Here is a 16611-nt window from a genome sequence, read left to right on the forward strand (position 1 = left end):
CTATCGGGCGAGTTCGCGATTCCACATATCGGTCAGTTCCGCCCGTTTGGCGTTGACCTCGTTCCAGTCGAAGAGCAGCAGGTCGTCCACCGAGCCGCTCTCGCCCCAGGGAAGCTTCCCGGCAACCTCTTCGGGGACCTCGACATTCTTGACGGCAGGGCCGAGGTAGAGGTTTGCCGCGAGGCAGGATGCCGCCTCCGCGCTGAGCGCCGTATCGAGGAACTTGGCGGCGGCTTCGGGATTGGGGCCACCCTTGACGAGATGAAGTCGTGCGTCGGTTGCCCACACACCTTCCTTCGGCACAACAAAGCCGATCGGCAGCCCGGCATCGGCGAGACCCCACGCACCGACATTGAAATGCGCGCCGATGATGATCTCGCCGCTCTGGAAGGCGTTGCTCGCGGCACCCGAGGAATCAAAATACAGCGCAGCATCTAAGCTCTTTAGCTTCTCAAAGGCCGGCGAGAAGTCGTCGGAGGTTCCACCAAGCATCTGATTGAGAAAGAAGATAAAGGGAATGCCGGAAGAATTGCTGGGCGACGGGATCGTCACCGCAAAAGCGTAGTCGTCATTCCAAAGATCCTCCCAGGAAGCCGGCGGTTTGGAAATTTCCTGGGTATTATAGGTAAGACCGAGCGAATAGAAGCCGCCGCTGACGGCATAGACGCCATTGTCGCCTTCATAGACGGCAGCATCGGCCAGATTGGCCGCGTTGGGAATGGCCTTGAGATCGATCGGCGCCAAGACGCCTGCCTCTTCGGCAAGCTCGCTGATGCCCCCATCCAGAAACGCGACATCAAGTGTCGGAGCGCCGGCCTGCTGCTGCAGCTTGGCAAGCGTCGTGGTGGACGTGCCGATATCGGGAACGACTTTGATGCCCGTCGCCTCGGTGAACGGCGTGCCGATGCAAGCCTGGAACGCATCGCCCCAATTGCCGCCGTACCAGGCTACCGTTATGGAGTCGCCTTGAGCGTGAGCCGGCGCCATCGCTGAAAGCGCGATGGCGGAAGCCGATAGGATAAGTGCTGTCGATTTCATGGCATTCCCCCTTTTCGGTTATTGTCGGGAAAACTATGCGGGGATCCTGAGTGGATGCTTGAAGCCTCCGGCCCTTGGCTTGAATATAAACGACATGATCTGCCCCTTTTGAAGGAGTATGTTCCTTGCCCGATGATCGGCGTCCGGCGCTGAGCGTCGGATTTGTGCTGCTAGACAAATTCACCCTTGCAGCCTTTGGAGGGCTGATCGACGCGTTGCGCCTTGCCGCCGATGATGGCGGCAACAGCCGGCAGATCCACGCGGCATGGACGGTGATGACGCCTGGTTCGGGAGACCGCATCGCGAGCTGCGGACTCAAAGTCACCGGCAGCAACGAGGTCGTGCCGCCGGAGAATTTCGACTATATTGCCGTTTGCGGCGGCAACAGCTACCTGGACGAAACGCCCAGGCCGCAGCTCGATGCGTATCTGCGTGATGCTTCAGCGAAGGGTGTGCGCCTTCTGGGCATATGCACCGGAAGCTTCAATATCGCCCGCGCCGGTTTGGCGAAGGACCGCACGGTCTGCGTCCACTGGAACGTACGAGACGCGTTTGAAGAGCGCTTTCCCGATATCGGCATCTCCGTCGATCGGCTCTTCATCGACGAAGGGGACCTGATTACCTGCGCCGGTTCCACCGCGGCGATTGACCTCGGGCTTTATCTCATCTCGCGCCATTGCGGACGCGATCGCGCTCAACAGGCGGTGCGCCACATGATGCTGAGCGGAATACGCGCTCCAAACCTGCCGCAGGCCTTCTTTCATCAGGATATCAGCGGCGTCAGCGATGCACGTGTGCGCAAGGCGCTTCATTTTATGGAGCAACAACTCGATCACCCCCCACCGCTGCCGGCCATCGCGCGCTATGTCGGTATCAGCGTACGGCAACTGGAACGGGCCTTCCGCGCCGAAATGGATACCACACCATCACGCTACAACCGCGTGATGCGACTGAACTACGGCCGATGGATGATCGAAAACCATACGGAAAGCATCACACGCATCGCGCTCGACAGCGGCTTCTCGGATGCCGCGCATTTCTCACGAGAATTCCGGAACCACTTCGGGCTCTCGCCCAGCGAACATCGTAGATCGCTGTCTGCTCATTCTGCCGTCTGAAGCGGTGCGGGAGGCAAGCGAGCAACGACGTGAAAACTCCCTAGGTATCCGAGTCGCTCGTCAGCCGTGCCATGACCTTTGAGAACGGTGTGTCCATAACGGGAAGCGTAACGGCCAGATCGCCCAAGATGCGAATGAATCTGTGAACGCCGGACTGAAGGAAATCCACGAACTCATCTTCCTGAACGAAACGGCCCCTGCGGGTGGACCGCACCAGGTACAAGGTACGCTTGGGGGTAGGATCCACGATGCGGCGGCAACTTAAGCGCCCTGCCTCGACATAGTCCAAAACGCTGGCATACGGCATGACGGAGGCGCTGGCGCCATCGGCGACCAGGCGCTTGAGCATGCCGATCGACGACACCTCGTAGCCGATGCGAAGCGGCAGGGCGAGTTGGTTGGCAAGGGCCTGCAGTCGTACACGGATGACATCGCGTTCATTCGGCAGGACCAGCGGCATGGCAAGAACACTGGAAAACGCTATCGGCCGGGGATCGTCTTTATCCGTGGCCGCATGGACAAAGACGACTTCCTCCTCGATCAACGGGATGCGCAAGAGGCCCGGTTTTTCCGGTGCATCATAGGCCAGCGCGATGTCGACCTCGCCGCGATCCAGCGCATCGACGAGTACGCTCGACATCTCCTCGACAAGGCTGAGTTGGATGTTGGGCAATGCCGCGTCGGCGTCGCGAATGAGCTGGGTTCCAATCAGCGCCGTCGTGCCGTTGGTCAGCCCGAGAACGATGGTCTCGCGCTCGCCGCGTCCCGAGAGCGCGACTTCCGATCGCGTGCGCTCGACCAGTTCCAGAATCTCCAGCGCACGGACGTAGAGACGCTGCCCGGCCTCGGTGGGCGAGACGCCACGCGAGTGCCGGATCAGCAACGGCACGCCCAGCTCTTCCTCGAGTTGTCGAATCTGAAGCCCAAGCGCCGGCTGCGCGACGAGCAGCGTCTCGGCCGCCTTGGTTATGTTGCCGAACTCGACCGTCTTCGCGAAATATCGCAGTTGCCGAAGGTTGATGATGTGCCTCCCACCTCGAACTTCATCGATGCCGGTGAAGTTCGGAGAGGTAAGGCTCTATCCTTGCGAACGCAAGCAGCCATGCGATCGGAAACTATCCGGCCTCGGGGTAGTTCATGACTTGGTATTCGAGGCGGTAGACGGCGCCTACCGGTTTCGAGGCGCCCACTTGTTCGCCGATAAGCGTCTCGGCTTCGGCCTTGAGCTCTTCCAATTCCTCCAGCGTGGAACCCTCGATCAGCATGACACGGTCGGGAACCGAGATCGTTCGCCCCCGGTTCAGCGAAGGATCGACGGCGCTGAGCGTGCGGTCGCAACGGATGAGATGCACCCCGGTCACGCGCGGCCGATCGATCCATGGCGCGATCAATTTCGAGACCGGCGCATCGTCGCCGTCTTCGGGCATGTCGTAACGGACCGAAAGAACATAGCCGCCATCGCCATAGCCCATGGTCGAGACGATGCGGCATACGCCCCGCAAATTGTTTCGGAAAGATGGCAACACCTTGAGCGACCATTCCGTGGGATTTGACAGGCGCTTGCGATAGACGTCGCTGATCAGAAGCTCGGGTTCCGAGGCTTCATAAAGCGTCAGGAATTCCTCCCCGCCTCCGGTGGAAATGAGCCGGCGCCCGCGCAGGAAACCGGGAACTCCCATGCGTTCCTGCATGTGTTCGCGCGGATGCCATTCAAAGAATTCGTCGCGCATTTCCGGCAGAATGTCGTTCCAGATGGCAACGATGCCCTTTCCAACAAGCGGCATGAAATCTGTCCTTCGATTATCGTGTTGTGGTTGCGCGGAGGCGGTGGGCATGATCGGGATTGAGTGCCCCGAACGGAATGCGGCCCGCGAGAATCTGCGCGGTCTGAGCTACGGTGTCGGCAGGGTGCCGGGCCGCGGCCTGTGTGGTGAGATTCCCGATATGTGGCGTTGCGTTGACGCAGGCGTGAGTGGCAAGCGCCGGGGATGGTGTCTGGTCGGGTCCCCAGCCGACATCGAGTCCCGCTCCCCTTATGCGGCCTTCATCGAGCGCGGCGACCAATGCGCGCTCATCAACAATGTCGCCGCGCGATGCGTTGATCAGGAACGCGCCTTTCTTCATGGAGCCGAGGGCCTTCTCGTCCAGAAGGTTCGCGCTTTCGCCCGTCGCCGCAAGGATAGGGACAACGAAATCCGAAACTTCCAAAAGCTCTTGAAGGGATACGGAACGCGCAGGTGGTTCAACCTCGGTATAGGGGTCGTATGCCAAGACGCTGACGCCCATCACGTCGAGCACTCGGCCAAGATGGCGGGCGATGCGGCCATATCCGATCAACCCGGCAGTGCTGCCGGCCATCTCGAGCCCATGGCTTGGACTACGCACTCCTCCGCTGCGGTAGGCCATGACATAGTCGGGTATGTCCCTGGCGCAATTCAGCATATGCGCGAGGATCAGTTCAGCAGTCGACGCGATATATCCGGGGTTCGAGCGGGTAACGAGAATGCCGCGTTTGCTGGCGGCGGCGACATCCACATGGCGCGTCTCCACGCCGCTGCGCACGATTGCAACGAGATCAGGCAAAGCTTCCATGACCCCGCTGCTCACTGCCGTGGCACGGTCGAGGATCATGACACGGCAACCGGCTGCGGCCTTGGCCAAATTGATACCAGAGAGCGTATCGTCCGTCCGGTTCAAAACGACCTCTCCGAGCTCTTGCAGACTCGCGAGAGCGTCCTTTCCGTACCACCATGTGCGGGCGGTTTCGGGATGCGAGAGAAAGATGCGAGCGCTGCTCATGGTTCGACCTTCCTTCTGCGCCGCAGCGATCCATAGACTGTCACGATCAGAAGGATCGCGGTTGCAGCCAGAAGCCCCGCGCTGATCGGGCGCTGGACGAAGACCATCGGGTCGCCGCCCGAGATCAGCAGTGCCCGCGTCAGATACTGTTCGACGAGCGGCCCGAGGATGAAGCCGAGGATGAGCGGCGCCGGTTCGAACCCGAAGCGGATCATCGTAAAGCCCATGACGCCGAACGCGATCATTACCCACACGTCGAATACGTTGAGATTGACGCTGTAGACACCAATGCACATGAACACGAGAATTGCTGGCATCAGGATCTGCCGCGGCACGGAGAGCAGGCGTACCCAAAGGCCGATCAGCGGCAGATTCAGGATCACCAGGATGATGTTGCCGATCCAGAAGCTTGCGATCAGCCCCCAGAAAAGAGTGGGTTGCGCTTCGATGAGCCGTGGTCCTGGCTGGATACCGTGCATGATCAGCACGCCGAGCAAAAGCGCCATAACAGCATCGCCTGGAATGCCCAACGTCATGGTTGGGACAAACGCGGTCTGCGCGGCGGCGTTGTTGGCGGATTCCGGCGCGACAACGCCTTCGACGGCGCCGGTGCCGAATTTCTTGGGGTTCTTCGCGACCCGTTTTTCGACGACATAAGCCATGAAAGAGGCGATGTTTGTGCCCGTACCGGGCAAGGCGCCGATCAGCGAGCCCAGCATCGTTCCGCGTGCGGCCGGCGCCGCCGATTCGCGCACGTCCTTGCGCGTAGGGATCAGCGAGCGCAACGTAACGCGATAGACGCTTCCTGCATGACCGCCGCCGGCAATGTTCGAGATCACTTCGGATACACCGAACAGCCCCATCGACAATGCCACCAGGCTAATGCCATCGGCAAGCGAGAGAGAGCCGAACGTGTAACGCGGCAAGCCCGTCTGGACGTCCGTGCCGACCTGACCCAGCAAAATTCCCACAAGCACCATGGCGATGCCCTTAAGAGGCGAGCCGGCCGCCAGCGTCGAGGAGGCGACAAGGCCGAGCAGCATCAGCGCGAAATAGTCGGCGGCCGCGAAAGACATGCCGACCTGCGCCAACATCTCGGCGAACATGGTCAAAACGATGATGCCGAACGTCGCGCCGATAAACGAAGCGAACGTCGTCATGGCAAGCGCGACGCCCGCCCGCCCCTGCTTGGCCATCGGATAGCCGTCGAGGCACACGACGGCCGAAGAAGGAGTACCGGGTAGATTGAGCAGGATTGCCGCGGTCGAGCCGCCATACTGGGTACCATAATAGATTCCGGCTAGCATGATGAGCGCGGTATCGGGCGGTACGTAGAAGGTCAGCGGCATCAACATCGAGATCGCAGCCAGCGATCCGATGCCGGGCAGAACGCCGACAAACGTACCCAGGAATACGCCAAAGAAGCAGTAGAGAAGGTTCATCGGCGTTGTTGCCGTGTCGAACCCCATGGCGAGGTTAGCAATCATTTCCTGCATCACGGCCCCCAGGTCGCAACGGGGATGTTCATGCCGAGGCCGTAAATGAAGAGAGCGGTCGTCAATGCAGCCAGACTTAGGGCGACCACCACCGCCTGCAACGGCCTGCGCTCCCGCTCGGCGACGCCGACCAGCAGCACCAGTACGATGACGGCCGGAGCCATTCCGAATCGGCTGACGACCAGACCGAAGACGATCAGCGCAGCGGAAACCAGCAGCAGAGCGCGCCATTCTCCCTGAACGGGCTCGTCAGTCTGATCGCTTTCATCGACTGGTTCTGGCGCCGCTCTTGTCAATACTGCGCCAGCTGCGATCAGGAGGCCGGTGAAGGCGACCATCAGACCGACGAGGAAGGGGAACATGCCGGGTTGCATCTGGCTGAAGGAGCCGAGACCGTACTGCAGGGCGCCGATGCTGAATGCGACGCCGGAAAGGGTCACCACTGCGCCGGATAATATCTCTCGAAGGGTTTGCTTTCTCATGCCGGCACGCTTTCGATAGGCGCGACAACCGATGGCCGCCGCAGGGCGCCGGCCGACGCATAAACATCCTCAACAAGCTTGAGGGTCTTCAACTGGTCGCTCGCGGAGGTCTTGAAGGGCTCTCCGGTCGTCAGGCTTTTGACAAAATGTTTGATCGCGGCGTCGAAACAGCCTTGGCGAACGTCGTCCTCGACATATCGTATCGTCTCTTCCTCCGCGCCGTGAAGGCGCAACACGGCGTCGTCCAGCGTGATGCTGCATCGCGTGCCCGCGATTTCGAGCCGATTCGGGGCACGGAAAGTATGTCCGGCGGAAGTCATTACGCCCTCAACGACGACCGCATGGCCCGCATCGGCTTCAAGGAGAATGGCGGCCGCATCCTCGCCGATGATGCGGTCGCTGTAGCGCGACAGGCGCGATGCGACGACGCTCATTTCGCCGAAGAGAGAGCGCGCCGTGTCCAATTCATGAATAAGGGATTCGGCGACAAGCAGCCGTTCTTCCTTTGCAACGAAGGGCTGGCGGCTAAGCGACGGGATGATCCCGTCCGGCCGCTCCAGCATGTTGGAGCGCCACAACGCCATGCGCGCCTGCGTTACTGTTCCGACCCGTCCGGTCGATATCCACTCACGTATTTGCGTGAAGTAGGCGCGATAGCGCCAGTTCTCGTTGACCATCACGCGAATACGCCCGCCAATCTCGGCGACCAGCGCTTCGGCTTCTGCGAGTGTGGGGCATAGCGGTTTTTCGCATAAGGCGTGCAGACCGTTATCGGCGGCAACGCGGATCATCGCGGCATGCGTGCCCCGCGGCGTCACGATGTCCACTGCATCGACCCCGGCTTCGGCCATCATCGCTGTAGGGTCGGTGAATACCTGCTCGATGCCGAATGCCTCTGCCTGGGCTGCGGCACGGTCGCGCATCGGATCGCAGACCGCAATCACCTTAGCGTTTTCGCATCGCGACCAAGCGACCAGATGGTCGCGGCTGATATGCCCGCATCCGAGCAGACCGACTTTCAACGTGTTCTGCGACATGGAACCTCCCGTAATGGGCTAATCTCGTTACTCAGTTGAGCGGCACCGCCGTTCAGTTCGCGTCGGCCGAGACCATCGCGAGAAACCGCTGAAGATCCTCCATGGCGGCCTTTGCGCGAAACTCCTCCGGCAAGTGCCGGATACTGGCATCGGCGACTTCGTATTCGATCTCCAGATCGGCAGGCAACGCTGCCAGCAACGCGCGAAGGGGCAAGTCTCCCTCGCCAAGCGGCAGGCGCGCGGTTCTAGCCTCCCGCATGAGCTGGTCGTCGGATGCGGCGGCACCGTTTCGCTGACGTGCGTCGCAGATTTGCCAGAACGCGATCTCTCCGCCGTCGAGCGAGGCGATGTCGTCGACGCTACCTCCCGAACGCTCAAGATGCAGAGCGTCGATCAGAAGACGCGATACGCTTGCGCCGCTGTCCTTGATGAAGGCCCTCGCCTCGGCGAGATCACGTACGGTGCTGTAAGGCAGAAACTCCAGCGCGATCCGCATGCCCGCCTCCCGCGCCATCTCGTCATAGGCGGCGAATAGCGAAAGCGCCTCGTCGCGGCCCTTCATGAAGCAGTTCACGACAAGCGTATCAGCGCCGAGTCCTGCCGCTGTCTCGACAACGCCCTTGAGATGGTCCCGCGTCAGCCCCGGATAAAACTGGAAGGCCGAAATGTTGGAGATGACGACGCCCAGATCGCGCGTCAGTGCGTGCAGGCGTGTTATTTCGGTGCGGTCGCCAATGATGTCCTGGAAAGAATCGTCGCCGACAAAACGGCCGCAAATGCGGATACCGGCACCGTCGAACCCGGCCTTCGCGGCGGCCGCGATGGTCTTGCCGGGTGTCGTGCTGAGAGTGAGGTGGGCGATCGACTTGCGCATCGTTCGTGCCTTTCGGGCATTGTCAGGCGAGGGCTTGAGGCATGATCAGATTGTAGAAGGAAGCGAGCCCGGCGAGATCGCCAATAACCGCTTCTGGAAGGGCGACGCCGTTCGCCAGCGCTTCTCGTTCGCGTCGCTCCGCGCCTTCTCCGGGAAGCAGGATTTCCTCCACGCCCGGGCGGCGCGCTATGTCACGCATGCTGTTGCGCAATTCGTCCATTCGTTCGGCGAACTGCCCAGGCGCAACGAAGCGCGACAGGTCGAGCGCCATGTGGAAATGGCCGTTGCCCACGCGTTTGTCGGTGGCTGTGAACCATTGCGGAATCCCGCCGAGGATCGACGCGCCTGCAAGGACGCCTCCCAGTACCTCGCCGACGACGGCCAGGCCGTAGCCCTTATGGCCGAGCGCTAGAAGTGCCCCTCCTGCCGGAAAGTCTTCCGGCCGCGACGTATCGTTGCCTTGCGCATCGACTACCCAGCCATGGGGTATTTGCTCTCCGGTCTTTGCGGCATGACGAACTTTACCGCCGGCGACGACGCTCATGGCGATGTCGAGAACGACCGGCGCGCCGCGCCCTCCGGGAATGGCGAAAGCCAGGGGATTGTTGCCGATGCCGTTGGCACGGCCGCCCCAGGGCGCCATGCCTGGATGACCGTTTGTCCACGTCATGCCGATCATGCCCGCATCAAGCGCCAGCATGGCCGAATGGGCGCATGTTCCGATAAAGTCGCTGTTGCGAACCGTCGTTACCCCTACACCCGCTTGGCTCGCCTTTTCGATGGCCAGCCTCATGCCATGGCTCGCCGCGACGGGGCCGAGCGCACCGTTCGCGTCCAGCACCGCGATGGCTGGTGCGTCCACGACGGTCTGCAGTTGCGCTTGCGCGTTTGCGCCGCCATCTCGCACCCTTGCAATAAGGAACGGCAGCCGGATCAGGCCGTGCGAGGCCGCGCCGCGACAGTCCGCCTGCACCAGCGCATCGGCAACTGTCTCGGCGTCGCCGGACCGTAGCCCAGCCGCCTGCAGGGCGCTCGCCGCGAAAGCATGAAGCTCGGCCACGGCGAAACGCTTGGTGGTATCGGATGTCATGTCAATATCGATCGGTCAGGATGCAGACATTCCGGCAGCCGATGCGATTTCTCCGAACAGTTCGTAATCGGAGTTGATACGTTCGGCGAATTCTTCGGGCGTGCTGGCGACGTTGCGCAGGCTGCCCTGCTCGATCCGGTCTTTAAGCGCCTGCTCCTGGGAAGCTTCTTTGACTCCTGCTGCAAGTTCATCCACGATTTCACGCGGGGTTCCCGCAGGCGCGTGAAGGCCGAACCAATCGACGCAGGACGACAATGTGTCGTAGCCGAGATCGGCACCCAACGGAACGTCGGGATACGAGGCGTTGCGTTCGCGACCGACTACCAGAAGCGGTTTCAACTGTCCCTCTTCGATATAGGGAGCGGAGATGGGATAGGAGTTCAGCGAAACCTGGACTTGGTTATTGAGGAGATCCGGCATCAGCGCCGAGCCGCCAGCGTAGTGGATACCGCGCAGGTTGATCCCTGCGGCCTGGAAGGCCGCCTCGGTGAAGAGGTGCAGGTTGCCGCCGGCACCCGACGTTCCATAGAGCACAGCGCCGGGGTTGTCCGTTGCCGCCGACACGAGATCTTCGAAGCTCTCGAACCCTGACCCGGCGCTCGCATTGAGCAGGAAATCGCCCTCGGCGAGCAACGAGATGTGTTCGAAAGCCGCGCGAGGATCGATGGTCAGGTTAGTTGAGACGTGCGGGACGACGGTCAGCTGTCCGACAGCGGAAAACAAAAGCGTGTTACCGTCTGGGGCCGCATTGGCCACAGCCGTCATGCCGATCGCGCCGGCAGCGCCGGTCCGGTTCTCCACGAGAACTGGCTGGCCGAGCCGTTCGCTCAGGCTGCCGGCCAACAACCGTGCCAGAGCATCGGTCGTGCCGCCGGCCGAGAAGCCGCAGATGATGGTGATGGGGCGCGAAGGCCAGCTTTGCGCACGCACGATGGCCGGCGCCGCCAGCATGGCTGTAAGCGCTGCGCCACCCGTCAGAACGCCGCGCCTCGTCGGATGAAAAATCATTGCATTACCTCCCTGTCGAACCGGCACTCAAAAACAGGACCAAGGCTCCTCCCGCCGGATCAACTATGTTGTTAGAGGCAGGCGGTGCCACACTTCAAAAACAGATTGCTTATGTCTGCCATACCGATTTTGCCTGACAGGCATAAGGCGGCTCTTCCAGCGGGCCTGATCCGGGAAGATTCAAAGGCGAGCCGGGGATACAAATCACCTCGCAGGTTCAACGTCAGCAGGTAACGTCACCACCACGGTGTCCGCATCGGTCCCGGGATGGTGTCTGTCGTGCTGGCACCCTGCCATAGGATATCGCGGCACACCGATCTGGTTGTTATTGGATTATCAGATAGGGAGCTCTGCGCCGGGATAAGCCGGTTAGCAGCTCTTCTTTCAATGCCGCGGCGCTAGCTCCGATTGTTCCGGTGAAAGCTGGTCCAGCGTCACCTGCGCGAACCGCTCGATGAATAGGGCCTCCGCCTGCGCCATCGTGTCCGATAGGGCAGCGTTCACGCTCTTCTCGATGAGACAATCGGGATGGTCACTGCGATAGCCGATGGCAAACAGAGTGGGCCGGTTGAGAGCCTCGTAAACGGCCAGCAGGGTGATCTCGCCCAGCGGACGGGCCAATTGCCAGCCACCTCCATGCCCTTTGCCGGATTGCACATAGCCGGCCTCCCGCAAGCCAGCCATTGTCCTGCGAAACACCGCAGGATTGGTGCCCATGCTTCTGGCAAGAACCTCGGAGGTCAAAGGTTGGTCGACCTGAGCCAGGTGCAAAAGCACGTGCAGCACGTCCGAAAGCCTGGTGTCCTTATTCATTCAAAATCCCGGCGTTGAGGCGATCGGCGTCTGAGAACACGGAATCGCCCGGTTGTATGAGGCAGCCATAAAATTACGTATCAGTTGTTGATACATGAAATACGCCCTGTTATGTATCTCCAACTGATACATGACGTAAGGTTCCTATGTCCAGCTTTGACAACTCACTCCTTCCAGAAAATCCCGTCCTCCCTTGCGATGCTCATTTGATCGATACGACGGTTCATGACCCCAGGCGAGGACGCAGCTTTGCCGATCACTCCGCTGCCTTTTATCTGGTGCGTGCGCGCTCGGTTTGTGTCTTAGAAACGGGCGAGCTTCATTCTGAGACAGCGGTATGAACGACAATCTCACGCCGTTCATGAACCCTGCCGCTGTTGCGTCCTATGGCGAGGAAACCCCGAAGAAAGTGCCGGGACTGGCGGATCTTCACCGGATGACGGCACTGCTTCTTGCCGAAAGAGAACCGGGCCCCGCCCACATGCTCGTTGTCGGCGCGGGGGGCGGGTTGGAACTGAAGTTCATGGCGCAGGCACGACCGAATTGGCGGTTTACCGGCGTCGATCCTTCGCCTGCCATGCTGGACCTCGCACGCCAAACGACCTCGCCTTTCGCCGATCGGATCGCACTTTTGGCCGGAACCGTCGACCAGGCACCATCCGGCCCCTTCAATGGCGCGACATGCCTGCTCACCTTGCATTTCCTCGACAGGAACGAACGGTTGCATACGCTGAAGGAAATCCATCGCCGCCTGAAGCCGGGCAGCGTCCTCGTGATTGCGCACCACACCTCGCCTAGTGGCGATCCGGAGCGTTGGCTGGCACGCTCGGCCGCCTTCGCCAGTCATTCCGGTACCGATCGGGAAACGGCTGAGACCGCCGCGAAGGCGATGGCCGATCGTCTGCCCCTCCTGTCCCCCGCAGCAGAAGAAGAGCTTCTGCGCGAAGCCAATTTCGTGGAGCCGGCGTTGTTTTACGCCGCCTTTTCGTTTCGAGGCTGGGTGGCGATCGCCGGCCAGTCGTGACCGCTTCATCCAAACGAATAAGGATCGAGATATTGCCGATAAAACTCTACAACTTTGCCTTCGGTCCCTATCCCCAGAGGCTGAATATTTATCTGGCAGAAAAGAACCCGACGAACGTGGAGCGGATCATCTTCGATGAGCCCAACGAGGGTGCCGATGTACCCCCCGCGTCGGTCAAGGCGCTAACGCCCACCGGCTCGATGCCGATCCTTCAGGACACGGACGGCATGGTGATCGGCCAATCTCTGGCAATCCTGGAATATCTGGAAGATAAGGTTTCTGGCCCTGACATGCGCGGGGCCACGCCAGCCGTGCGGGCGCGAACCCGTCAGTTCGTCTATGTTTTCGATGAAGCGTTGACGTTCTTCGGCCTTTGGGCCCGCCATGGTAGTCAAATCGGCCACGGCGTGGTGCGCACGAGCCGGGAAGTCGCAGAAATATGCGCCGCCCGGTATTTCGATCATCTACGGCTGCTCGACCGTATTATGGGCGACGATGCCTTTATCGCCGGCGATCAGATCACGATAGCCGATTGCATCGCGATGGCGACCTTACAATATGCCGACGACTTCTATGCCGTGCCGATTCCGTCCGAATGCGTCAAACTCAAGAACTGGTTCGATCGCTTCTCTATGCGTCCGAGCGCCGCACAGCCCAAATACCCGGAGATCAAGCGCGCGCAAGCGATGGGGCTGATGGAGCAGACCAATATAGCCCTGTAGCTTGGAGCGATTGGATTGATGGCCGCCAACATACCCTTGCCACCGGTCATGGGCACACCGATCGGTGTGCCCAGGATTGAATATTGCGGTGGTCGGTGCGGTGCTCAGCGGTTGGCAGATGGCGGCACGCTCATGAACGAGTGCCATCCGCCCGCTCGCTGGTTGAACGTCGGAGATTGTTCTCGAATAGGCCGATCAACTGGGTTTGCGAAGAAGCTGGATACCCCAAGCCAGATAACCATCCTCGGCACCTTTGATCCAATTGGTAAGGCCAATCTTCATCTTGTCGAGATACTCGGTTGAGGCACCGTTTTCGCGCAATCTGTCATAGTTGGCGTCCAGTTCCTCACGCACACGCTCGTAATGGATGCGCAAATGCCGAGTCATGTCATCTTGACGCAGCATCTCAAAGCCGAGGGCTTCTGCCACTTCTCGATAGAAGCGAAACGAGGCGAGGTTGCTCAATTGCAATCGGTCGTAAACCGGTTGCAACACGCCTTCGGGCACATCATCCTTCTGGCAGGGGTCCGTAAATACGAAGTATCCACCCGGCTTCAGCACACGCCAGACTTCCTCCAAAGCTTTCTCTCGCTGATCGGAATGCAAGAGCGCGTCCTGGCTCCATACGAGGTCGTATGCCTCGTCGGTTTCGGGGATATCCTCGAAGGCGGCGTGAACGATGTTGATGCTGCTTGCGAGGCCTGCGCGTCGTGTTTTGGCGCGATTATAATCGTTCTGCATCTCGGAGATATTCAGACATGTGGCCGAACAACCAAAGTTGCGCGCCAGTCGACGCATCGAACCGCCATAGCCGGCGCCAATGTCTAGAACGCGTGTCGATTGACCGAGATCCGGGATAAGGGCTGCCATGCGGTCGACGGTCTCATCGCTCGCTATACGAATATCATGTGTGCTGTCGTAGATGCCGATATGAAGGTCTTCGCCGCCCCAGATAGTGGAGTAGAACGTGTCGGCGTCGTTGCTGTCGTAATAGCTCTCTGCAATATCGCGTACACTCGTCGAGACCGAGGCGCGCTCGTTTGAGCGGATGAATTGCAGCGTGGTTTTCTCCGCTACATGAATGAAGAAATCGGGATCGTTCTCGGCAAAGGTTTCTTGAAAATCGCCGTAGGTGCGTACACGCTGAAAACCAGCTTCAGAGAGAAGGCGGCGGACGTAATTCTTGCGGATCGGACAAAGATTCAGAGTGTATTCGGCACCGTCGGGGAAAGTGTAGAGCATGCGCACGAGACCCTCATCGACATGAGAAGGTTCAGCGCTGACTTTGTCGCCACAATAGTAATACTTGTGTTTTGAAGAAAATCCCTCATCGAGCATCGTGTCATAGTTGCGCTGATCAAGGATCAGAATGCCGTCGTGTTTGAGCGCGGCATAGAATTCGGCAAGGGCACGGCGCCGATCTTGCTCCTCATGCAGATGGGTGAACGAGTTTCCGAGGCAGATAATCGCGTCATACTTTCCGTGGATATTCTGATTGAGCCAGCGCCAGTCTGCCTGCACGGTCTTGAGGATCAGACCGCGCGCCTGGCCGTTTGTAAAAGCCTTGGCAAGCATCGACGCCGAGCCGTCGGCAGAGGTCACGTTGAAGCCGGCTTCCGTCAGTCGCACGGAATGAAAGCCTGTGCCGGTGGCGACGTCTAGCACCGTCTCTTTGCCTCGCGCCTTCAAAACGTCGATGAAGAACTGGCCCTCGCTTTCCGCTCGTGCACGCCAATCGATCAGTTCATCCCATTTCTCCACAAAGGTCGTCACGTACTCGTTACGATATTGGTCGGTTTCACGATCTTGAAGTGGGTCGCCGCTATAGACCTGGTTGGTCAGTGTGAGCTCTGCGTTGGTCGCATTGGTACGGAACATACTGTCTCCTCTCGTTCTCCGTGGTCGTAGGGCAAGCCACAGTGCATCTACCTGGCCTGCGAGAGATGCAGACACGCATGTGCGGCAGCGGCTAAATGGCTGGTGGGGCGGCCGTGCGTTACGGCACGTGTCATCTCCGCCCGGAAGAAGAATCGCCATATATTTTGATTGACGAAGCACCTGAACGTTTGGCGCCAACCGAAAGCGTTTCTATAGCGCGTCAAGATCCACTGAATCAAGGGATCGGTAAAATGAATCCCCGCTTCATTTCCTTTGAAGGGCGAAGCACCTAACATCGAGACGGTTGGGCGACTGTCTCAAAATAGCTACTTTTCGCATCGGCCGAGCAGCGTATCGGACCTGCGAAAAGACAAATCGTACAGTGTCGAGAAGCGACCAGTTGGACGGAAATACGAGCAGAAGAGCGGGCACGGATCGAACCGGCATCATACTGGAGCCAGCGAGAACAAATGCGGCATGATTGTAGATTCGAGGCTAGCGGCCCTTGACGTTGGATTCATTCGATTCATAGGCCGATTGGCGATCAACGGCACCAACGTCGAGTAGTGGCGCGGCATCGAGGGAACCAGCATTGAGCATGGCTCCGACCTGTTCGAGTGTCGCGACAATCATCGCTTGCTGCCAGTCCGGCAGTGCCTCGAACTGACTTGCGAATGTTTTCTGGAGTGGGTCGGGAGCTGCTTCAAGAAGCGTGTGTCCTGCCGCGGTCGGAGATACCAATACAACACGCTTGTCGCGCTCACTGCGTGTGCGTGCCACCAGTCCCCGCGCCACAAGCTTGTCTACAAGCGAGGTCGCCGTCGCCTGTCCGACACCCACTTTGCCGGATATTTCCTTTGGCGAAATCCGTCCGGCCGCCGCGACGATTTCCAGTACGATCAGCTGCGCCGTGGTCAATCCCGTAGCACGCGACAGAGCGCGCGCATTGAGCTCCGTCGCCCTCAGAATCCTACGCAAAGCGATGAGACTGGTCGTGGAGCGGTGTTCCATGAAGTCGCCTAGAAGCCGATTACCGTGGTCATGGCAATGTAAATCCGTAGGTATGCGAGATAACACAAACCGCTGATTGCCGCACACAAATCGCAGTGAACATCGCTTAAGGCGAACTCCGACCGTCGGATGAAAACTCGCTGGCAGGTCAGAACGCAAAAAACCGCTTGGCACGTTCCACTTGAGCCGCTGATCGGACCAACCTTGCCGTTGAGTGCCGA

General features: G+C 59.8%; 16 protein-coding genes. 3 read left to right on the forward strand and 13 right to left on the reverse strand.

The features are described 5' to 3' along the window. Complete coding sequence (locus XW59_RS26975; protein WP_047144377.1) at positions 1 to 1038, reverse strand: ABC transporter substrate-binding protein; 1038 nt, start codon at positions 1036 to 1038, stop codon at positions 1 to 3. Positions 1039 to 1163: 125 nt separating this feature from the next. Between XW59_RS26975 and XW59_RS26980 the strand changes: the two genes are divergently transcribed. Continuing rightward, entirely contained in the window at positions 1164 to 2156 is a 993-nt protein-coding gene (locus XW59_RS26980) for a GlxA family transcriptional regulator (RefSeq protein ID WP_047144378.1), read from the forward strand. 40 nt (positions 2157 to 2196) lie between these two features. On the opposite strand, the gene XW59_RS26985 is transcribed toward XW59_RS26980, so the two are convergent. The 10 genes from XW59_RS26985 to XW59_RS27030 all read right to left on the reverse strand — a co-directional run bounded on the left by XW59_RS26985 (position 2197) and on the right by XW59_RS27030 (position 11755). Further along, complete coding sequence (locus XW59_RS26985; RefSeq protein WP_348639336.1) at positions 2197 to 3207, reverse strand: LysR substrate-binding domain-containing protein; 1011 nt, start codon at positions 3205 to 3207, stop codon at positions 2197 to 2199. A 64-nt stretch (positions 3208 to 3271) separates the two neighbouring features. Next, on the reverse strand, positions 3272 to 3940 hold the full coding sequence (locus XW59_RS26990) for a hypothetical protein (RefSeq protein WP_047144379.1): 669 nt from the start codon (positions 3938 to 3940) through the stop codon (positions 3272 to 3274). A 16-nt stretch (positions 3941 to 3956) separates the two neighbouring features. Beyond that, positions 3957 to 4955: an NAD(P)-dependent oxidoreductase gene (locus tag XW59_RS26995; protein WP_047144380.1), complete on the reverse strand. Its 999-nt coding sequence runs from the start codon at positions 4953 to 4955 to the stop codon at positions 3957 to 3959. After that, positions 4952 to 6451: a tripartite tricarboxylate transporter permease gene (locus XW59_RS27000; protein ID WP_047144381.1), complete on the reverse strand. Its 1500-nt coding sequence runs from the start codon at positions 6449 to 6451 to the stop codon at positions 4952 to 4954. Before XW59_RS27000 ends, XW59_RS26995 begins: the two co-directional genes overlap by 4 nt. Beyond that, a complete protein-coding gene (locus tag XW59_RS27005) occupies positions 6451 to 6933 on the reverse strand; it encodes a tripartite tricarboxylate transporter TctB family protein (protein WP_137327108.1) in 483 nt (160 codons plus the stop codon). The genes XW59_RS27000 and XW59_RS27005 overlap by 1 nt, the downstream gene beginning before the upstream one ends. Continuing rightward, positions 6930 to 7970: a Gfo/Idh/MocA family oxidoreductase gene (locus tag XW59_RS27010; RefSeq protein ID WP_047144383.1), complete on the reverse strand. Its 1041-nt coding sequence runs from the start codon at positions 7968 to 7970 to the stop codon at positions 6930 to 6932. Before XW59_RS27010 ends, XW59_RS27005 begins: the two co-directional genes overlap by 4 nt. 52 nt (positions 7971 to 8022) lie before the next feature. Then, positions 8023 to 8844 (reverse strand): TIM barrel protein, encoded by an 822-nt coding sequence (locus XW59_RS27015; RefSeq protein ID WP_047144384.1) that lies wholly within the window; start codon positions 8842 to 8844, stop codon positions 8023 to 8025. Between the two features lie 22 nt (positions 8845 to 8866). Next, positions 8867 to 9934, reverse strand: coding sequence for an Ldh family oxidoreductase (locus XW59_RS27020; RefSeq protein ID WP_047144385.1), 1068 nt, complete (start codon positions 9932 to 9934; stop codon positions 8867 to 8869). Between the two features lie 15 nt (positions 9935 to 9949). Next, positions 9950 to 10942 (reverse strand): tripartite tricarboxylate transporter substrate binding protein, encoded by a 993-nt coding sequence (locus tag XW59_RS27025; protein WP_052958042.1) that lies wholly within the window; start codon positions 10940 to 10942, stop codon positions 9950 to 9952. A 384-nt stretch (positions 10943 to 11326) separates the two neighbouring features. Beyond that, a complete protein-coding gene (locus XW59_RS27030; protein WP_047144386.1) occupies positions 11327 to 11755 on the reverse strand; it encodes an Rrf2 family transcriptional regulator in 429 nt (142 codons plus the stop codon). Positions 11756 to 12092: 337 nt separating this feature from the next. Here XW59_RS27030 and XW59_RS27035 point away from each other — a divergent pair, with 337 nt between their 5' ends. Next, positions 12093 to 12779, forward strand: a complete 687-nt coding sequence (locus tag XW59_RS27035) for a class I SAM-dependent methyltransferase (RefSeq protein ID WP_047144387.1) — start codon at positions 12093 to 12095, stop codon at positions 12777 to 12779. Positions 12780 to 12811: 32 nt separating this feature from the next. Beyond that, the gene (locus tag XW59_RS27040) at positions 12812 to 13501 is read left to right on the forward strand and encodes a glutathione S-transferase family protein (protein WP_136068047.1); all 690 of its coding nucleotides are present in this window, start codon (positions 12812 to 12814) and stop codon (positions 13499 to 13501) included. Positions 13502 to 13696: 195 nt separating this feature from the next. On the opposite strand, the gene XW59_RS27045 is transcribed toward XW59_RS27040, so the two are convergent. Both XW59_RS27045 and XW59_RS27050 read right to left on the reverse strand, forming a co-directional pair. Beyond that, a complete protein-coding gene (locus XW59_RS27045; RefSeq protein WP_047144389.1) occupies positions 13697 to 15379 on the reverse strand; it encodes a methyltransferase domain-containing protein in 1683 nt (560 codons plus the stop codon). Between the two features lie 495 nt (positions 15380 to 15874). Continuing rightward, positions 15875 to 16390, reverse strand: coding sequence for a MarR family transcriptional regulator (locus tag XW59_RS27050; protein ID WP_047144390.1), 516 nt, complete (start codon positions 16388 to 16390; stop codon positions 15875 to 15877). Between the last annotated feature and the right edge of the window lie 221 nt (positions 16391 to 16611).

The sequence above is a fragment of the Aquamicrobium sp. LC103 genome (genome assembly GCF_001014615.2).
GTDB lineage: Bacteria > Pseudomonadota > Alphaproteobacteria > Rhizobiales > Rhizobiaceae > LBCQ02.

Bases quoted from the DNA above. Each gene is read 5' to 3' on its own strand.
- XW59_RS27030 (WP_047144386.1), bottom strand. From the start codon at position 11,755: ATGAATAAGGACACCAGGCTTTCGGACGTGCTGCACGTGCTTTTGCAC.
- XW59_RS27045 (WP_047144389.1), bottom strand. From the start codon at position 15,379: ATGTTCCGTACCAATGCGACCAACGCAGAGCTCACACTGACCAACCAG.
- XW59_RS27020 (WP_047144385.1), bottom strand. From the start codon at position 9,934: ATGACATCCGATACCACCAAGCGTTTCGCCGTGGCCGAGCTTCATGCT.
- XW59_RS27015 (WP_047144384.1), bottom strand. From the start codon at position 8,844: ATGCGCAAGTCGATCGCCCACCTCACTCTCAGCACGACACCCGGCAAG.
- XW59_RS27035 (WP_047144387.1), top strand. From the start codon at position 12,093: ATGAACGACAATCTCACGCCGTTCATGAACCCTGCCGCTGTTGCGTCC.
- XW59_RS27050 (WP_047144390.1), bottom strand. From the start codon at position 16,390: ATGGAACACCGCTCCACGACCAGTCTCATCGCTTTGCGTAGGATTCTG.
- XW59_RS27005 (WP_137327108.1), bottom strand. From the start codon at position 6,933: ATGAGAAAGCAAACCCTTCGAGAGATATTATCCGGCGCAGTGGTGACC.
- XW59_RS27000 (WP_047144381.1), bottom strand. From the start codon at position 6,451: ATGCAGGAAATGATTGCTAACCTCGCCATGGGGTTCGACACGGCAACA.
- XW59_RS26995 (WP_047144380.1), bottom strand. From the start codon at position 4,955: ATGAGCAGCGCTCGCATCTTTCTCTCGCATCCCGAAACCGCCCGCACA.
- XW59_RS27010 (WP_047144383.1), bottom strand. From the start codon at position 7,970: ATGTCGCAGAACACGTTGAAAGTCGGTCTGCTCGGATGCGGGCATATC.
- XW59_RS26975 (WP_047144377.1), bottom strand. From the start codon at position 1,038: ATGAAATCGACAGCACTTATCCTATCGGCTTCCGCCATCGCGCTTTCA.
- XW59_RS27025 (WP_052958042.1), bottom strand. From the start codon at position 10,942: ATGATTTTTCATCCGACGAGGCGCGGCGTTCTGACGGGTGGCGCAGCG.
- XW59_RS26990 (WP_047144379.1), bottom strand. From the start codon at position 3,940: ATGCCGCTTGTTGGAAAGGGCATCGTTGCCATCTGGAACGACATTCTG.